Below are 19,762 nucleotides of genomic sequence, written 5' to 3'. Positions count from 1 at the left end.
TTTAGGATTCTTTATTATCTTGAGCCAGTATCAAATTTTTTGTAATCCAGCTACCTTTTTGCACTATAATTAATGTTATTAGAATGAGAATATCTAACTGTATATTGTTGACAATTTTACTAAACTTTGTGCTTATCGCGAATGCGCAGGAATCAAATTCGAAATTTAAAGAATGGGCAAAAACGCCACCGATGGGCTGGAATAGCTGGGATTGTTTCGGGTCCTCCGTTACGGAAGCGGAAGTAAGGTCTAATGCCGAATATATGGCGAAACACCTAAAAAAATATGGCTGGCAATATATTATTGTGGACATTAGATGGTATTTAGACAATGAGACAGCGAATGGTTACAATCAGGCAAATCCCCAATTTTCTATCGACAAATATGGAAGGTACACTCCCGCCGTAAATAGATTTCCATCTGCAAAAGATGGGAAGGGCTTTAAAGCTCTCGCAGATTTTATTCACAGCAAAGGATTAAAGTTCGGGTTGCATATAATGCGTGGAGTTCCAAAAATCGCAGTTCAACGAAAAATGAAAATTGAGGGTACTAATTATACGGCAGACCAAATTTATTCTACAAAAGATTTATGTAGCTGGCTCAATGACAATTATACAGTAGATGCCGATAAACCCGGCGCACAGGCATATTATAATTCTCTTTATAGACTGTTTGCAAGCTGGGGTGTAGATTTTGTTAAATGCGACGATTTATCTGCGCCGGTTTATCACGAAAAAGAAATAGAACTTATACGTCACGCAATTGACAATTGCGGAAGGGCCATTGTTTTTAGCACGTCTCCCGGACCAACGCCCGTAAGTGAAGCCGAAAATGTGAGCCAAAATGCAAATATGTGGCGAATGGTAAATGACCTTTGGGATAATTGGCCAGCACTTTCACATTTGATGATGGTAGCAAAAAAATGGTATCCATACATTGCAACTGGCACTTGGCCAGATTGCGACATGATTCCGTTGGGACATATTTCTTTACGAGGGGAAAATGGAAGGTCCAGAATGTCTAGCCTTTCAAAAGATGAACAAAATACCCTTATGACGTTTTTCACAATTTTTCGTTCGCCTTTATTTTTTGGCGGCAACCTGCCGGATAATGATGCCTTCACACTTTCTCTGCTTAGCAATAAGGATGTTTTGAAAATGCACAATCAGTCTACAAATGTGCGTTTAATATTTCAGGATAAGGAAAAAATAGCGATTACATCAACCAACAAAAAAGATGGGGCAATTTACCTGGCAATCGTTAATCTGAAAAATGTTGACCAAGATATAAACGTACAATTAAGCGATTTGGGGATAAATAAATCTGCAAAAATATATGATATGTGGCATCACCAACAGATGGGTTTATTCGCTAGTTCTTTCTCTAAAAACCTACGTCCGCATGCTTCAGGTTTGTATATCATTAAGAGGTCAAAACGATAAGTCCTTTGCATTGTAAATTAGGCGTTCCATGAACTCAAACATTAATGGATAAAGAAATACGGCTTTTTTAGATAATTAACGCGCCTGAAAGTCGCTACACTAAATAGCATGAAAAAAAGTTAGTGGTGTCCATTGGGAATTATTGGAGTATAGAATCCTCAAAATCTCAAATGGACATTTTGGGTTAAATAGTCACCCAAATATTTAAGTTTTGAAACAAATTTCAAAATAGTTAAGATCCGATAACATAAGGTTAATTATTTTGTATAATAAGGGAATGTACTCTTCTAACTTTACCCTTGTAAATGTAATTTTTACAATTAAAAATAATTATTCTTCATATTATAAAACCAATATCCAATGAGAATAGTTTCTTGCCATAAATCGGTATTCACCCAGATGGCGCTAACTGTATTTTTTCTTTTTTGTATTTCGTGTGCAGATGCTCAAACGCTAACCGTAACGGGAACTGTGACAAATAAAAATGGAGAACCGTTAATCGGCACATCTGTTATAGAGGTTGGAACAAAAGTAGGTACCGTTACAGATATGAAGGGCAATTTCAGTCTAAAAGTAAAAGGTGATGCTGAGTTGGAAATTACCCATGTGGGTTACGATAAAAGGGTTGTTGTCGCAAAGAATAGTTTGGCGATTTCTTTAATAGCTAGCAATACGGACTTATCACAAGTGGTTGTAGTTGGGTATGGTTCTCAATCTAGAAGAAAATTGACTGCGGCTGTCTCTACTATTAAAGGAGATGATATTCGGGATGTTCCTGAAGCCGGTTTTGACCAAATGCTGCAGGGGAGGTTGGCTGGTGTGAGTGTACAATCCACTACTGGTGAACCGGGGGCTAAAGCTAATATCGTCATCCGCGGTTCCACTAACTTAGATTATGGTAATGCAAATGGTGGCAATACGGCACCCTTATATGTAATAGATGGCGTTATTTATGATGTAAATAACATGAGCTCTTCCTATCAATATACTAACCCGTTAACTTTAATTGATCCCGCCAATATAGAATCAATAGATGTCTTAAAAGATGCGTCTGCAACCGCTATCTATGGAGCAAGGGGTGGTAACGGTGTAATAATAGTGAAGACGCGGCAACAATTTGCTGCAAGGCCTCAGGTTACCCTTTCTGCTTATACGGGTGTTACCGGAAATGCAACATTTAAAAATATAATGACTGGCGATGCTGAACGTAATCTTAAATTAGGCATGCTGGAAAGTGAACTTCCTTATAGCGACATAGCTGCGGGATACCTCCCACAACAGCTTACAGATAGTCTGAATCCTGCGTTTAATCAGGATGTAGATTGGCAGAATATGCTAATTCGTAAATCAGCTATTGTACATAATGAGGATTTAGGCATTAGTGGAAGTTTCGGTATTGGTAATAATTATCGCATTTCATTAAATCACTATAGTGAACAGGGAGCTGTTAAAGGATATGGTGTGGAACGTTATGCTCCATCCGTAAACCTTACGGTTGTCCCGATGAAGCACATTAGCCTTCATGGAGAATTTACGCTGTCTTCTGAAAAACATACCCATGGTGCAGGCATGGCAGGTAATCCGTTTTTGTTTACCTCTTGGAATTTTCCATCTTCACTTGTACAATTAAACCAACAAGAGATTCAAGCTTACTCTGGAGCCGGTGGAATTTATGATGATGACCGTATATTGTCATACGTAGGGAATCTTCGTCTTGAAGATACATTGACAAAAGATCTTTTGTTTACAAGTAGTTATTCGGCTAATAATTTTACGGAAAATTATAACTTTTTTTCACCTAGTTATCTAAATGGAATACAAAATGAAGCTTACAGCATTAATAGCAATAATCCGGGTTGGAGTTGGGAAAACTATTTGCAATACACCAAACATATAAAAAGGAATTCCTTTACGGCGGTTGCTGGCTATTCGGCTTATGAAGCTAATCAATATTACTCTAATGCTTATGCATATGGCATTCAGGTTTCGGGCATTTCTACCCTTCAAACCGTTCCTTCCGGTGCCAACCTATCTGTAAATACCTCTAAACAAACCAAGACAACTGAATCCTATTATGGTAGGTTACTTTACGATTATGCAGGGAAATATCTTTTTACCGCTTCACTTCGAAGGGACGCTAGTTCCATTTATTCTCCACAAAATAGGTGGGGAACCTTTCCCGCTTTTTCCGCTGGTTGGGTGATTTCCGATGAATCTTTTTTTGCGCCTATCAAAAAAGTTGTGAATTTCATTAAGTTACGTGCAAGTTGGGGGATTACTGGTCAGGATCCGGGTAGCTGGTATGTAAAATACCAGACTCTTTACAACGATGCAAGTTATTTTGGTGGGACTACAGGTACATTGTTGGGGAATGCTTCTTACTCTTATTTAGGGGGGACTCCCTCAACTTATAATGGTGCCACGGTAGTTACTCCATTCAATTATAACAATAATTTCCAAAACTATGGAATAAAATCCAGCGATAATGTTCGGTGGGAAAAATACCCGCAGTGGGACATTGGCTTGGACTGGAATATGTTTAATGATAGGCTGACATTTGTTGCGGACTGGTATCAAAAAGATGCTGATAATAAATTTTTATGGTCTGTGCCAGCAGACGCCACCACAGGCTTTATGTATTATTCAGGAAATTATGCAAATGTGCGTAATACCGGATTGGAGCTTTCGATAAATAGTCGCAATTTAGGGCCAAAATCGGCTTTTCAATGGAATACGAGTTTTAATATTTCTTTTGATAAGAACTGGGTAACTAAGTTGCCGAATGGTAATAGAGATTTATTTTATGGAGATCCTTGGTTTAGAAAAGTGATAACACTTGGCTCTCCTTTATTCAGTTACAAACTTTGGCAGGTGAAGGGCGTATATGCGACAGAAGCGGACGTTCCTACAGATCCAATTACAGGAAATAAAATAACTTATTTTGGTACCCCTATGCAAGCAGGTGACTCTAAAATTGTAGATCAAAATGGAGATTACAATATTGATTATCAAGATCAAGTGCCAGATGGTAGTAGCCCTTTACCAAAGTTTACGGGTGGACTAACTAATTCATTTAGCTATAAAAACTTTTCTTTGACCATATTTACTTCTTTCTCTTACGGTAATAAAATATTGAATGGTAATTTGTCGGATGCACTAAACGGTAGCACTAATTATGCTGCATGGAATGGAGTAGCAGGTCCCGCTTCTTTCCCTGATATCTTAAACCAGTTCTGGGCTGAGTCTGGAAATCAGACAAAATATCCCCGGTTAATTTATCCAAGTACAACCCGTAGTTCTACAGATGCTTGGAATATTAGTCGCTCTTACTTCCTTGAAGATGGAGGCTTTATTAAGATTAAGCAAGTAACACTAGGTTATAACCTTCCTCATAAATTAATGCAACGTTGGAAAATTAAAGGAATCAATGTATATGCGATGGTGGAAAACCTCCACATCTTCAAACAATCAAAAGATATTCCAGATCCGGAATTGTATGATCCAACTACGGGTTCGGACAATATTACCTATCCGACTGGGATGAAATTCACCTTTGGTATGAGGGTTAATTTTTAAGCTATAAATCTAATTAAAATGAAAAATAAATCGTTATATCTTGGACTTTTCATCTTATTGTCATTGGCCTCTTGCCATAAGTTTTTAGATCAGAATCCAATTAGCACGGTTACGGATGCTACTTCATGGAAAACGGACGCAGATGCAAATGCTGGCATAGCAGGTTGCTATTCTCTTATCCGATCAGCATTTGATGCTTCACTCGGCTTCTATGTATACGGAGACCTTCCCTCCGATGAATTTAATAATGTAGTAGATGGAGATTTTAATAATATTCGAATGGTAAACTGGGCTATATCTGTATCTTCTTTGAATACCTATGATCCAAAGTTGAAGCTTCGCGTATATACTAGCTTTTATGCATCGATTCAACAAAGTAATAGATGTATTCATTTTATCAGTCAAATGCCTTTGTCTGCTTTTAATGGTAATGATGCCCAAGAAGAAATGGCTAATCGTAACAAATATCTTGGGGAGGCATATTTTACACGTGCTTTCAATTACTTTTATATGTCCAGAGTTTGGGGAGATGTACCTCTTGATACTTCTTATCAGGCGGATATATCTGGCTTTGACGGGCAAACTCGCAGCCCACAAAATCAAGTTTTAAACGCTTGTATTGCTGATTTAAGCGTCGCAAATAAGTTGCTACCGTGGAAAGATGAATCTTCTGCCGACAGGGTAGTGCGGGCAGATAAAGGAGCCGCGTTTGCATTATTGGCAAATGTCTATGCCTGGAAAGGTAGTTATGATAGTTGTAATAAGGCCTGTGATTCCGTTATAAATTCCGGCTCTTACGCATTAGTTTCTGGAGCGAACTATAAGGATATTTATAAAGGACAATCTGACGAAGGTATTTTTGAAATTGCACAAAATTCGTCTACTGAAGCCATGAATGCTACGCAATATAGTGCCAGCATTGCTAACTATACACTTGCCACGCCCTACCTCCCTATAAATACCATTCCTAATTGGCAAATTGATCCTAATATGCTTCATACGCTTTATAGCGATACTAATGATATTCGCTATAAGAATGAATTTACATCCTTAGTATCTGGAAATGTAACTTACTATTCCTGTATTAAATATTCAAACATTGAGACCATTACTAATAACAATGTCAATTATTATCTTTCAAAAAACAATATCATTATTTTCCGTTTGGCTGGTATAATGCTTCTAAAAGCGGAAGCATTGGCGGCGAAGTCTTCGCCCAATTATGCGGGAGCGCTTAGCTTAGTAAATGCGGTAAGAGCCAGGGCTGGGATTAATTCTATTGCAACTGTTAGTGGAAGGGCTGCATTAATAGATACTGTTACAGCAGAAAGAGGAAGGGAATTATACCTGGAAGGAAGTAGGTTCTATGATTTGGTACGTAATGAGCGGCTTACTGGTGTTTCTCAATTTCCATATATTTCACAAAATGATTTCTCAGCAGGTAAATATTATTGGCCACTCGACCCAACTTTGTTTACACTGAACCCGTTATTGACCCAAACGCCTTATTGGATGCAACTTTTAACTAATTAAATTTTTTTAGATGAAAACCTTTAAATATTGTTTACCTATTTTGGTAGTCGCATGCTTTTTTCTTTTCTGTGGACTCAGTTCATGCGAAAAGAATTATCTTACCGATGGCGGTCTGGCAAGGACTACAACTACACTAAATACTTATGAATATCTACAAAGTAATCCCTATCATCAGTTTGATACCGTCTTAATGATTATTGATCATTTTGGGTTGAAAGATTCATTAAATTCAGCGGGAACTTTTTTTGCACCTACTGATTTTTCAATTGTTCGTTTTATGACAAATGAACAAATTACATCTTTGGATTCCTTGTATGCACATGTCAGTGCTAAGTTTTTGACTCAATTTATGTTTTCAGATTCGACCCTTACATTGGATAATGCAACATTAAAAGCAGTCAGTCATCAAAACTGGGCTGATACAATATGTGGTGTGATGAAAACGGCAAATACATTTGGTGCTGCCAATTCTGTGTTTACCTATTACGTCTTGCAATATATCCAGATCAATGACTGGCTTGATGGATCTTCAGGAGCTCCTGCAAATGATCCTACGGATGGAATACTCAATTGTCAAACGACAGGTATTAAAACTGCAAGTGGGACTAATCTCAATGTATTGTCTAATATATCTGATATAAAAGAGCGATAGCAGAGTTGAGTTGATTTTTAAAATTTAAAATTTAATGCTAAACTGAATAAAATGCGTACAAATAAAATTATTCTTTTTCTTGTTGCTTCGACAGTCTTTTTCTGGGGCTGTCAGAAAATAATTCACGGTTATTTGAGCGACCGTATATTTTATCAGGTCAATCCTTTTAATGTACTACAAGGCGTCACCACTGTATCCTCTTCTTTGGTGGCAGATGGCTCAACAGAACCATTGCATGTTAAAGTCCTTTCTCTGACGGATTCTTCAGGAAAAGATGCGGATAGTTTGCTTACTACTCCGCAAAATATTGTTACATATAAAGGCACTGTAACCTATTTAGATTCTACGATTGATATGTTAAAGGCAAAGTTAAGTGACAGCATGGTTAGGCCGTTTAATATTGCTGAAATCGGAGGTCGTTTACAATTTACTGCTGCGACTGTCTATGTACCAGCCGGAAAATACAATATGAATATTGAAGTGTCAAATGTAAGGGGAACACGTGAAATAAATAATGCGTGTGAAATAAACATTGTACCTATTATAACTGACTCAATTTTCTATGAAGGCGTTACTACCTCTGATATTTTAGGGAATTTCTATCCATCATCCATGAATGTAATCATAACAAGAGTTCCTAAAGGTGCCAATAAAGTTATTTTTAAATTTTTAGATAAAAATGGAAAGCCATTTGATCCTGCAAATGCAGAAGTCGTGCATCGTAAAGGAAGGTCAAATTTTGCAGATTGGGACCCCTATTACCCGGAGGTGAAAACGGATTCTTCTTTAGAATATGAATATCCTTCAGGTGTCCCACAGTTTCCAATTTTTTCATCGACAGTCATTGATGACGGATCTTCTTGGAACGGCGGTATAAGTTACTATCAGATACCGTGGAAATATACGAGTAACGGTTTAAATGTAAATCCTGTTTTAACGCCAATTTTTTATCAACCGAATGGAACATATATAATTACTTATTATTTAAATGATATTGAACACAAATAAGCGCAATAATGATTATTTCTTTGTGAAAAATCATGAATAGGATAGTAAAAATGCTAAATAGAATATGGAAGATTGGTTAAAACGAATGTTTTAATAAAAAATTGGAATTTATGAAGTATATTAAGATGAAAATATTATTATTTACAACACTGCTTTTTGCATCTCAATGTCTGTTATCTCAAACGACCCGAGATCAAGAATTGATTGATGGTTACGTAAAACACATTATATACGCCCCGCCAGATAGCCTTCATCTTAACCCTTTTTATCAAAAATATACAAGTGCATTTGGTATTCCTATAGTTTCTTCTTCGAAAGTACCGGATGCTGCATTATTGGTTGCCAGAGATATAGTCAATTACATGTTGTCCGGTATATCCAATGTGCGTCTTGCTATGGAAAAAGCGGGTGCTCGGGTAATGATAGAAGCACAATCAGAAATGGAAACAGATTTGCCTGAGCATCGCAATTGGAAAAAGCCAGACAGAGACGATCCACGTCTTGTACCGGAAGAAAGAGCGAATTATGATAAGCCGGGTGGCATAGGCTCCATGACGGACAGGGAATACTGGAATCAGAGGGCGCGTGGCATGGGTGGTCTGCATACGTCTTGCGCTGAAGAAAATTTACTGGGGTATCCTGGTACAAGGTATTATGGTGAAAATATTTTTGTACATGAATTCAGTCACAATATATTAGGCACCTTACAGCGTATAAATCCGGCATTCTACGATTCTGTTGCAAGTGCTTATGCACACGCTAAGAACAGTGGCATGTACAAAGGACAATATGCCATCAATACAGTTCAGGAATATTGGGCGGAGGGAACACAGTGGTGGTTTTGGTCGAACATTGAATTTTATGATAAAGGCGTTCGGGTACAATCACCGGCGGATCTTAAAAGTTATGACCCCGAATTGTATGCATTGTTAGCCAAAGTATATATCGGGCATCATATACCGTCGGATGTATATTATAGCAGAAATCTTCGCCCGGCGAAGCATCCCTAAGAATTGCCGATGATAATGGGACGAATAATTTTAAAGAAGGCTTTATGTATAAGAAAACATGGTTGATAATTATTGCGTTTTTTCAAATCGGAATTATTGGTGCTCAAAAAGCAGAACTGACTATTGATGCATCGAAATTGAAGAATCCGGTGTCTCCAACATTACATGGTGCTTTCTTTGAAGAGATTTCAAATGCGGGCGATGGAGGGCTATATGCAGAACTTATTCGTAATCGTGGTTTTGAAGATGCAACCTTACCTCCGGGTAATACATTAAAGGATGGTTTTTTAATCCCTAAACGAACGCCGCATTTTGGTATGAGAAACGGGGGTGTATCTGATTGGAAAATGCCATGGACAGTAAGCTCTGAATACCCTGGCTGGTCAATAGTAAATCGTTCAGGGGGTAATCTTTCCATATCAGTTTCAACGGAACATGCTTTAAATAATGCTACTCCACATAACCTTAAGATTGTTATTTTAAATCCTGGAAAAAAAGTAGGTATTGCCAATGAGGGATATTGGGGCATCAATGCAGTTAAGGGAAAGGATTATTTGCTAAGTTTTTATTTATGGACAGATGGTAATTATAGTGGAGCTAAAGCAAATGCAGGTCTTTATTCCCAAAATGAGATTGTATTGGATAGTCATTCTTTTTCTATAAACAAAAAGCCCGGTTGGATTAAATATAGTTGTGCATTGACTCCACAACAAACTGATGCTGATGCGCACTTTGAGTTAACTTTCAATCAAAAAGGAACTGTTTATTTAGATTTTGTATCCTTATTTCCTCGCAATACATTTAAAAATCGCCCCAATGGCTTAAGAGTTGATCTTGCACAAGATATTGCTGCACTTCATCCCGCTTTTATCCGGTGGCCCGGTGGCTGCTTTGTTGAGGGAATGAATATCCAAAGCTCTTTTAATTGGAAAAATTCAATTGGTCCTATTGAACAGCGTCCGGAAACTTATAGCCCCTGGGGTTATTGGAGTACGGATGGGTTTGGTTTTGATGAGTACCTTAGATTTTGTGAAGATATTGGCGCAAAAGGTTTGTTTGTTGCGAACGTTGGCGTTTCTTGTGAAATGCGTAGTGGTACTTTTGCACCGGATGATAGTGTTCAATTTTATATTCAAAATGCGCTCGATGCTATTGAATATGCGATTGGGCCAACAACGAGTAAATGGGGTAAATTACGAGCCCAAAATGGGCATCCGAAGCTGTACCCTCTAGCGTACATTGAATTGGGTAATGAACAATCAGGACCAAGATATGCCCGCAGGTATAATTGGTTTTATGAAGCTATTCATAAAAAATATCCGCAAATCCACATTATTGCGAGCATGGGATTGAGCGACGTTAATCGCTACACCTTAGACAGTATGCAACATGTAGAGATTGCAGATGAGCATGCTTACAAGCCGGCTTTTTGGGCAATGAATAATTATCCCCATTTTGATAATTATAAGCGCGAAGGTTATAAAGTTTATGTAGGTGAATATGCCACCAATAGTGGCGTAGGGCAGGGGGATATGAATGCTACCCTTAGTGATGCTGTGTATATTCTATCTATGGAACGCAATGGTGATCTTGTTTCTATGAGCAGCTATGCGCCACTTTTGGCGAATATAAATAATGAAGACTGGCCGGTAAATTTGATAAATTTTGATGCTTCACGAAGTTTTGCGCACATATCTTATTATATGATTCAAATGATGACGCAAAATAGGGCAGATGTTAATGTATATAGTAGTTCAAAACTTCAACAAAATACATCTGATGCCCGGCCAATGTTTGCGGGTGGTATTGGACTCGCAACATGGGATACGCAAACAGCGTATAAAGATCTTAACATTATTCAACATGGGAAGATTGTTTACCATTCAGACTTTTTAAATAACCCGGAAGAGTGGTCAAAAGTTCGCGGCACTTGGAAGGTTCAGGACAGTTCATTAGCTGAAACTGCTAATGGAGCACAGACATTAGCCTACTTAAAAAATAAAAGTTTTGAGACCTACACACTTAAAATAAAAGCGCGCAAATTGAGTGGGACAAACGCTTTTATTATCCCCTTTGCGATGAAGGACGAGAAAACTTTTATGCGTATACATATTGGCTCCTGGGTGAATTCGCATTGTACCTTTGAATCTGTTACAAATGGGGAAGATGTTGCAGATTTGATAACGCAGCGCCCATTACAAACACCTATAAAGACGGGTGAGTGGTATGATATTCGCTTAGAAGTTATGAAAGATAGCATTGCCTGTTATCTTGATGATAAGCTGATCATGACTTATAAAGAGCCAAGGAAATTTTTCGCAATTGCAGGAAAAGATGAAAAAAGTGGTGACTTAATCGTAACGTTGGTGAATGCCTCAGCATCGCCTTACACTACAAATATAAAAACACTAAACATGGGGCAGATAAATAAAAATGCGGATATGACAATACTTAGTGCGCCAAATTTGGAAGCCGAAAATTCTTTCGATAATCCGACAAAATATGTTCCGGTAAAGAAGTTGATTACCAATGCCTCGGATAATTTTGAGGTGTCGCTACCTCCTTATTCTATATCGATTATTCGATTAAAGGTTATTGCCCATTAAAAGAAAAATATTTTTGTATTTTCTTCTTTCTCTACTTTGCTAGTCATGTTCAATTGAATGAGCTTGTCGATTCTTTGCCATAACGAATGGGTTCTATTCTATTGGGCGATCTCTATAGATTTAACCATACCAAACTGGTTCAGCGGATGGCTCAATATGGATTATTAGAAGGCACAAGTGCCGTCACGCCAATGCAGGTGTTTAACTTGTAGTAGTCAAATAAAAATCTTCTGGATATGCTGTTTTCTTGACTTGGTCGAGTGTTGTGGTGTAAGTACTTCTTATTTTAATACAAAGTGCTTATGCGGCGTTTCTAGGTGATACTTCTTAATATATTCAATTTTAGCAGGATTTATATAAAAGGAATCCATGATACATCCACCGAAACGAATACTTATCTGGCTTTTTACTATTGTATCCGCTTTCTGTACTTGATAAGAGACCTCACTCATAGAATCTGGCCATAGCGCCATATTATGTTCTATAAAAGCGAGGAAACTCTTAGTTTGCTTTCTTGTTGGTAACTTCTAATTGGGGGGGATGGGGTTAATCGTCATCTTATCTTGTTTCCAGTCATATTTATTTGTTATATATTTAAAATGTTTTAAATAGTATCTTTCTTCACTGTGCAAGGTGCGACAGGCTGTAAGACTAAATATAATGATGATTATAGTTAAGTTTATGAATCTTTTTTGCATATTTAAGGAACGAATGTTTTAGGAAAGGTGGAACTGAAAACAGTTGGGTTCTCAGACAAAGGTTTGGATGTAGCACTTACCTGTGCCGTATATATAAAGAAGGTGTAAGTGCAGATTAAGCTAACGGTACCATTAAACGCAAGAGTAGCAATTTGATTTTCTCCAGATAGAGCATAACCTGAGGATGCTTGTGTATAATTATAGGTATATTCATAATAACCTGGAGAATGTGGTTGCTCTGAGGTAGCTGTTGGAGAAGAAGAAGAAAGATTAGTAACCGAAGTTATATAGTTGATCTCAGGAGGAGGACTCGTGTAATAATTAAAGGAGGCGTAATAATAGACTGGATAATCACCTGCCTCGCTATTGCCTACATATTGTACTGTATGCCATGCATAGATTCCTGAACCACCACTCTGTGCTGACGCAAGCGTTGCGTGCTGTGATTGGACCTTTGATTGCCCATACACTGAATCCAATTTTTTAATTTCAGATGTGTCTGTAATTACTTTAATTGACAAAGCCTTGTTAGATAAAGCTGCAACAGAATCTTCAAATTCTTGTAAAGAATTGACAGTTATTGCTTTACTATTTGAGACACTCGTATGAACAATAGAAAGGTTTGGATATTTTTTTATAACGGCTGCAATTTGTTCTTCCACATTATTATTGTCGCTTGAAATAGGCGTAGTTTTTTGACAGCTTAAGAGAAAAAGAGAAACACCTACTAAAACTAGTTTTTTCATATATTCAATATTTTATGTAAAAATAATCCGCGATGTTGAAAAGTACCATGCATATTTTAATAGATCTTTACCATATTCTAGCTTTGTTGAAAATATTTAATTTCCTATTCTTCTATTCATCCGAAATTATTAATTGTCATTAATAATTTTAGATTTTCTACTAAATGGAATCTATAGTAAAGAAAGAGAATCATCAATAGCCTTGAACTATCTGCATAAATTTAGGATAGAGAAATTGAGGCCAACATTGCAAGAGTTGGGGCCATTATAAAAGCAAAATAATTGCCTTCCAGCTGATGGGGTGCGGCTTAGCTTTGCTGTGTAATTTTCCTTGCCTCTTTATATTGTTCTATATTTAGGGTTCAAGAGTTCTCCTTCAAAAAGTCCTTGTTTAATTTTGGTTTGCCCACTCTGCCTCTGTAAAATATTTTCTTCCTTTGTTGCTATATAAGTAGGATAAGGTGCAAAATCTAAACCTCCCTGAGGATAGAACATGATTTGTAATATTTTCGAAGTAAGTTTATTTCAGAATTGATCTATTTTATTTGCGAATAAAAAGGTTAAAATATGTAAATGAATAAGCAAGAATGATATATGATCGTCAAAACTTCCTTATTAATTTTACAGTAAATAATTTAAAAATATAGCGTATGAAAATTCAGTGGAGTGGTGTGTTCCCTGCCATAACAACAAAATTTAATCAAAATGATGAGTTAGATTTGAAAATGTTTGAAAAAAGCCTTGCGGCACAAGAGGCTGGAGGAGTTAAAGGAATTATTATTGGAGGATCTTTAGGGGAGTCGAGTACTATTAGTAATGAAGAGAAAGAAAAGCTTGTAAGGTTTGCTGTTAGTTATTTTAAAGAAAGGCTACCTGTAATAGTTAACGTGGCTGAAGGTGCTACCAAAGATGGAGTTGCTTTAGCTATAGCTGCAAAATCTTGGGGTGCAAGTGGTTTAATGTTATTACCTCCGTCGCGTTACAAAAGCACCGCAGAAGAAACGGTAACTTATTTTAGAACCATTGCCGGCGCTACAGATTTGCCTATACTTTTATACAACAATCCAATTGATTATAAAACAGAAATTACAATTGATATGTTTACCCAAATGGTTGATTTGCCTTCTATACAGGCCGTAAAAGAATCAACCAGGGATGTAACAAACGTGACGCGAATGAAAAATAGATTTGGAGACCGGTTTAAAATTCTTTGTGGTGTAGATACCTTAACTTTTGAAGAATTAGCAGCCGGTGCTGATGGTTTAGTGGCGGGATTAGTTTGTGCTTTTCCAAAAGAAACAGTGGCTATTTATAATTATATAAAAGCCGAGAAATATAAAGAAGCATTGGGCATTTACAGATGGTTTATGCCTTTATTAGAATTCGATATAGATCCTCAATTAGTACAATATATTAAACTCGCAGAAGTCTATGAGGGGATCGGTACGGAATACGTAAGAGCGCCTAGAATGCCACTTGCAGGAGAAAGAAGAGCGAGAGCCATTCGCACAATAGAAGAAGCCTTGACCAACAGGCCTCAATTGTAAAATGCTTATATTTGATTTATAGGTTTTAGTTTTAAAAGAAAATTGACGATGAACGAAAATGAAGGAAAATTGATCGATGACATTATGCAAAATGCTTTAGAAGCTTTTGATAAATACAATAAAGCCCAAAAGGATTTGCGCGCTTCGTTTTTAAATGAAATAGCGATACAGATAGAACTCCACAGAGAAAAGTTGGTGCCTGTTGCGATGGAAGAAAGCCATTTGCCGGAAGGTCGACTGCAGGGAGAACTATCTCGAACAGTTAATCAATTGAAAATGTTTGCCGATCTGGTTCAGGAAGGCAGTTGGGTCGAAGCCGCAATAGACAACGGAAATCCGCAACGCAAGCCAATGCCGAAGCCAGATACGCGCAAAATGCTATGTCCTGTCGGCCCTGTAATTATTTTTGGAGCGAGTAATTTTCCTTTTGCTTTCTCTACGGCTGGTGGAGACACAGCCAGTGCTTTAGCGTCAGGTTCGACAGTTGTCATTAAAGGTCATCCTGCACATACGCATACTTCGGAAATGATTTTTGAGGCGATGAAAATTGCGCAGCAAGTAGCGCATATGCCGGAGCATACTATTCAGCATATTTCTAATGGATCTTTTACTGTGGGCAAAGATTTGGTACAACATCCTATTACGGCTGGAGTTGGCTTTACTGGTTCCTTTAAGGGCGGCCGCGCATTAATGGATTACGCAAGTGCGCGTAAAACACCAATACCCGTTTATGCGGAGATGGGTAGCGTCAATCCGGTTGTATTTTATCCGGAATATTTAGCACAAAATGCGACAGAACTGGTTAAGAAGCTTGCTGCTTCTATCACCTTGGGAATGGGACAGTTTTGCACTAATCCGGGACTGATTTTGGCGATAGACGGACCGGGGTTACATCAGTTTATCGATGGGTTGAAAGCTGGTATTGAGGCGGCGGTGCCTCAAGATATGTTGCACCGAGGCATTCATGATAATTATTGTCAAGCGGTAAAAAAGATCAGAGATAAAAAAGATATAGAAATAATTGCGACGGCGTCGCAATTATCTACTGGAATTCAGGCAATGCCCCTAGTAGGAAAAATAAATGCAGACGCATTCTTAGAAAATGAGTATTTGCAAGAAGAAGTATTTGGCCCTTACTCTCTTTTAGTTATTTGTAAGAATACAGGTGAATTAAAAGATGTTTTAACCCAAATAGATGGGCAGCTTACCACCACCTTAATGGCGACGGAAAATGATATGTCGGTACATCAAGATATTTTTCGAGTGCAACAAAAAATTGCCGGAAGGATTTTGGTAAATGATGTCCCAACGGGAGTGGAAGTGTGTAGCAGTATGATTCATGGAGGCCCTTATCCTTCTACATCTGACGGACGCTCAACTTCTGTTGGAACAACCGCAATAAGAAGGTGGGTGAGACCTATTTGCTATCAAGGTTTTCCACAACAATTTCTACCCGATGAATTGAAAGATACGAATCCCTATAAAATTTGGCGTTTGGTTGACAATGAATGGAAAATGTAAAAAAATGAAACAAACTTTTTTCTGTATTGATGGTCATACTTGTGGTAACCCTGTTAGACTTGTAGCCGGCGGGGGGCCATTTTTAGAAGGAAATAATATGAGCGAAAGAAGACAATTCTTTTTGCAGAATTATGATTGGATAAGGAAGGGATTAATGTTTGAACCACGCGGTCATGACATGATGAGCGGTAGTATTTTATACCCGCCAACCGATGCCGCCAATGATATTGGTGTTTTGTTTATTGAAACGAGCGGCTGCTTACCGATGTGTGGACATGGAACTATTGGCACCATAACCATTGGTATTGAAGAAGGATTGATTCATCCGAAAGTGCCGGGGATAGTGCGTTTGGAAACGCCTGCTGGAGTTGTACCCATTACCTATAATATCGAAAATGGGAAAGTGAAAAGCGTGAAGTTGGTAAATGTTCCAGCGTATCTTGCTCAAACCGATATGACAGTTACTTGTCCTGAATTAGGAGAATTGGTTTTTGATGTTGCCTACGGCGGGAATTTTTATGCCATAATTGATGTACAAAGAAATTTTAAGGGACTGGAGCATTATTCCGCCGAAAAGTTGATTGTTTGGGCGCGGGAATTGCGAAAATTGATTAATGAAAGATATCAGTTTGTTCATCCTGAGGATCCGACTATCAATGGGGTGCACCATATTTTATGGACAGGTGCGGTATTGGATGCTAGCTCTACGGCACGCAATGCTGTGTTTTATGGAGAAAAAGCTATCGACCGTAGCCCTTGCGGAACGGGTACTTCAGCTCGTATTGCACAATGGTACAGCAAGGGTTTGCTGAAAAAAGGTGAACAATTTATTCACGAAAGTATAATTGGTTCAAAGTTTATAGGCACGATTGAAGAAGAAACTACGGTTGTCGGTAAGCCGGCTGTAAGGCCGGGTATTGAAGGTTGGGCAAGAGTGTATGGTCATAACACCATCACTATTGATCCAGATGATGATCCTTTTGCTTATGGGTTTTCGGTAATCTAAATTTTAATCTAATTTAAATGGACAAAGTAGTAATTATAGGAGGCGGAATTAGTGGCCTTTCTTCTGCAAGATATCTAGCTAAAGCTGGATGGCAGGTAACTGTTTTAGATAAAGGTGACTTTACAGATAATTGTTCTTATGGAAATGCTGGTTTTGTTTGTCCGAGCCATTATATTCAGTTGGCTACGCCGGGTATCGCCCGCCAAGGGTTAAAATGGATGATGGATTCCAAAAGTCCTTTTTATATCCAACCTAGATTGAATAAGGATTTGATTAATTGGGGGTTGAGTTTCTTAAAAAGTGCTACTGCAAGAAATGTGGTTAAACACGGCATTCCATTGCGTGATATAGGCCTTTTGAGCCAGCATGAATATGAAACAAATTGGCGCGATGAAATAGATATGGCCTATCAGCAAAATGGCATGCTGGAAATTTTTAAAACCAAAAAGGGCAAAGAAGAATGCGCGGGTGTCGTGGCTTTTGGTCAAAAGCTTGGTTTGGATGTTGCATTGATTGACAAAGAAGAATTGCAGTCTTTAGAACCTCACACGGCTGTGGATGCGCTAGGTTCTATTTATTATAAGTGCGATGGGCATTTGGATCCGGGGAAATTAATGCGTGGGCTCATTAAAGAGCTTAAAGAATTGGGAGTGACCTTAATTGCCAATACCGAAGTAACGCAAGTCCAGGTAAAAAATCATAAGATTAAATGTGTTGGTAGTTCCGGAGCATTCTACGAAGCAGATGCATTTGTGTTAGCAGCTGGTTCGTGGAGCGGAGCTATTGCTCATCAACTAAATTTAAAAATGCCTTTAGTGGCGGGGCGTGGCTATTCTGTGACCGTCCCCGTTTTGGATGAAAAATACAAACTGATTCATCCTGGTCTTTTATTTGAGGGGCGTTGCGCATTCACGCCTATGGGAGACAAAGTTCGCTTTGGTGGAACAATGGAAATAACTTCTCCCAATACTCCTCCTAAATTCAATCGCGTAATAGGTATTCTGGAGGCTATTCATGACTTTTTCCCCGATATAAGTGTTGCTCATGACGCAATCAAAGACCAAATATGGAGTGGTTTTCGACCTGTTTCAGGAGACGGTATGCCATATTTAGGTAGAACAAAAAAATGGGAAAATTTAGTAGTCGCCACGGGCCATTCGCATTTGGGGTTGAGTCTGGGTGCCGCTACGGGTTTGATTGTATCCGAACTATTGGAGAACCAGAAAACAAGTGTTGATATTTCTGCATTTGCAGTAGAGCGGTTTGCTTAAAATCTCCGTTAGCAAAAGCAATGATTGGAATTCTCAGGTGGTGAGCAAAATCCCCCAATAAGCTCTAATTGCGTCTTACACATTTTCTCACTCTCCCCATGGATGTTGTGGAGATTTTAATTTTTTGAGCCTCCTTAATTTGAGCCTTGAAGAGATAAGTAGTTTGTGCGGTTATTTCACCTATAGGGACTAATCGATTCGAATGCACAACAAAATATTGTACGACTTATTATTTTTATAAATGTATAAAATTTTGGCTCGACTTATACCAAAGCGTTGTCATTGTGTGAAAGTTTTGCGATTTTGATTTTTATTAGCGAAAAGATATTCTTTTTGCATAAATATTTATTTATGAAAAAAATTCTTTTCTGCTTAATGATTTTCGCTTCAACTGGTATTTTCGCTCAAACAAGCTTTAGGTATGGTCTAAAATTAGGAGCAGATTATTCCCTAACTGCTTTGCAAGTGCCTAATACTTTAGACACTAAACTTACACCAAAAGCTGGTTTTTGGGGCGGAGGATTCGTGGAAATGTCTCCTAATTCGGCTGGCAATAAATTTAAACTGCAATTAGAGGCTTTATATATGACCAATAATTTTACCGTTTCCAACACTGGTTATGATGATTATAAAAATCATTTGGATTATTTATCGGTCCCATTGTTGGCAGAATATTTTGTCAGGCCCAAATTTAGTTTGAATGCGGGTCCTACGTTTAATTTCTGCATTGGTGCGACACAATCTCAATATGACGGAAACAGCTTGAAGACTGTTACTAACAATATATCCGATCAAATTAAATCTTTTCAGGTCGGATTGGCAGTGGGTGCTACCTACTATATATTTCAAGGTCTATTTCTTGATTTACGTTATAATCCTTTCCTGGGGCAAGCTAATAAAAATGCTACTACGGAATATAATAAATTGACACCTAGCACGGCTACACTGGGTATTGGCTATAAGTTTTGATGGTACTTAAAAAAAGAAATAGAAAATCCGAAGCATTGACTACTTCGGATTTTTTATTGGGAATGATTTTCTGCTGTAAAAATATTTCAGGGGTAAATATTAATTGTAATTTTACAGACTTATCTTGAGTTTGACAGCAAATTGAAAAAAAACCTCTGAAACGCTGATTATACGTGG

The 19,762-nt window shown here is 37.9% G+C and carries 14 protein-coding genes; 12 read left to right on the top strand and 2 right to left on the bottom strand.

Annotated features, from left to right (window positions below; translation table 11 throughout):
- Positions 1-83: 83 nt before the first annotated feature.
- The 7 genes from ACQR30_RS00900 to ACQR30_RS00870 all read left to right on the top strand — a co-directional run bounded on the left by ACQR30_RS00900 (position 84) and on the right by ACQR30_RS00870 (position 11,827).
- Positions 84-1,442 carry a glycoside hydrolase family 27 protein gene (locus tag ACQR30_RS00900; RefSeq protein WP_429729944.1) on the top strand — a complete coding sequence of 453 codons (1,359 nt, stop codon included), beginning with the start codon at positions 84-86 and terminating at the stop codon, positions 1,440-1,442.
- Between the two features lie 360 nt (positions 1,443-1,802).
- On the top strand, positions 1,803-5,018 hold the full coding sequence (locus ACQR30_RS00895; RefSeq protein WP_429729941.1) for a SusC/RagA family TonB-linked outer membrane protein: 3,216 nt from the start codon (positions 1,803-1,805) through the stop codon (positions 5,016-5,018).
- Between the two features lie 18 nt (positions 5,019-5,036).
- The gene (locus tag ACQR30_RS00890) at positions 5,037-6,551 is read left to right on the top strand and encodes a RagB/SusD family nutrient uptake outer membrane protein (RefSeq protein WP_429729938.1); all 1,515 of its coding nucleotides are present in this window, start codon (positions 5,037-5,039) and stop codon (positions 6,549-6,551) included.
- Between the two features lie 10 nt (positions 6,552-6,561).
- Positions 6,562-7,203, top strand: coding sequence for a hypothetical protein (locus ACQR30_RS00885; protein WP_429729935.1), 642 nt, complete (start codon positions 6,562-6,564; stop codon positions 7,201-7,203).
- Positions 7,204-7,254: 51 nt separating this feature from the next.
- A complete protein-coding gene (locus ACQR30_RS00880) occupies positions 7,255-8,211 on the top strand; it encodes a hypothetical protein (RefSeq protein ID WP_429729932.1) in 957 nt (318 codons plus the stop codon).
- Between the two features lie 110 nt (positions 8,212-8,321).
- Entirely contained in the window at positions 8,322-9,221 is a 900-nt protein-coding gene (locus ACQR30_RS00875) for a hypothetical protein (RefSeq protein ID WP_429729929.1), read from the top strand.
- Positions 9,222-9,265: 44 nt separating this feature from the next.
- Positions 9,266-11,827, top strand: a complete 2,562-nt coding sequence (locus ACQR30_RS00870) for an alpha-L-arabinofuranosidase C-terminal domain-containing protein (RefSeq protein ID WP_429729925.1) — start codon at positions 9,266-9,268, stop codon at positions 11,825-11,827.
- A 700-nt stretch (positions 11,828-12,527) separates the two neighbouring features.
- Here the strand turns inward: ACQR30_RS00870 and ACQR30_RS00865 are convergent.
- Both ACQR30_RS00865 and ACQR30_RS00860 read right to left on the bottom strand, forming a co-directional pair.
- Positions 12,528-13,271, bottom strand: a complete 744-nt coding sequence (locus ACQR30_RS00865) for a hypothetical protein (protein ID WP_429729922.1) — start codon at positions 13,269-13,271, stop codon at positions 12,528-12,530.
- Positions 13,272-13,610: 339 nt separating this feature from the next.
- The gene (locus ACQR30_RS00860) at positions 13,611-13,766 is read right to left on the bottom strand and encodes a hypothetical protein (protein WP_429729919.1); all 156 of its coding nucleotides are present in this window, start codon (positions 13,764-13,766) and stop codon (positions 13,611-13,613) included.
- Positions 13,767-13,921: 155 nt separating this feature from the next.
- Here ACQR30_RS00860 and ACQR30_RS00855 point away from each other — a divergent pair, with 155 nt between their 5' ends.
- The 5 genes from ACQR30_RS00855 to ACQR30_RS00835 all read left to right on the top strand — a co-directional run bounded on the left by ACQR30_RS00855 (position 13,922) and on the right by ACQR30_RS00835 (position 19,585).
- Positions 13,922-14,818, top strand: coding sequence for a dihydrodipicolinate synthase family protein (locus ACQR30_RS00855; protein WP_429729916.1), 897 nt, complete (start codon positions 13,922-13,924; stop codon positions 14,816-14,818).
- A gap of 48 nt (positions 14,819-14,866) precedes the next feature.
- Entirely contained in the window at positions 14,867-16,339 is a 1,473-nt protein-coding gene (locus tag ACQR30_RS00850) for an aldehyde dehydrogenase (NADP(+)) (protein WP_429729913.1), read from the top strand.
- Between the two features lie 4 nt (positions 16,340-16,343).
- A complete protein-coding gene (locus tag ACQR30_RS00845) occupies positions 16,344-17,345 on the top strand; it encodes a 4-hydroxyproline epimerase (protein WP_429729910.1) in 1,002 nt (333 codons plus the stop codon).
- A gap of 17 nt (positions 17,346-17,362) precedes the next feature.
- On the top strand, positions 17,363-18,616 hold the full coding sequence (locus ACQR30_RS00840) for an NAD(P)/FAD-dependent oxidoreductase (RefSeq protein WP_429729906.1): 1,254 nt from the start codon (positions 17,363-17,365) through the stop codon (positions 18,614-18,616).
- A 351-nt stretch (positions 18,617-18,967) separates the two neighbouring features.
- On the top strand, positions 18,968-19,585 hold the full coding sequence (locus ACQR30_RS00835; protein WP_429729903.1) for a porin family protein: 618 nt from the start codon (positions 18,968-18,970) through the stop codon (positions 19,583-19,585).
- Positions 19,586-19,762: the final 177 nt, after the last annotated feature.

The organism is Arachidicoccus sp., from assembly GCF_050436765.1.
Taxonomy (GTDB): domain Bacteria; phylum Bacteroidota; class Bacteroidia; order Chitinophagales; family Chitinophagaceae; genus Arachidicoccus.
This window is presented reverse-complemented; position numbering and strand designations above follow the sequence as displayed.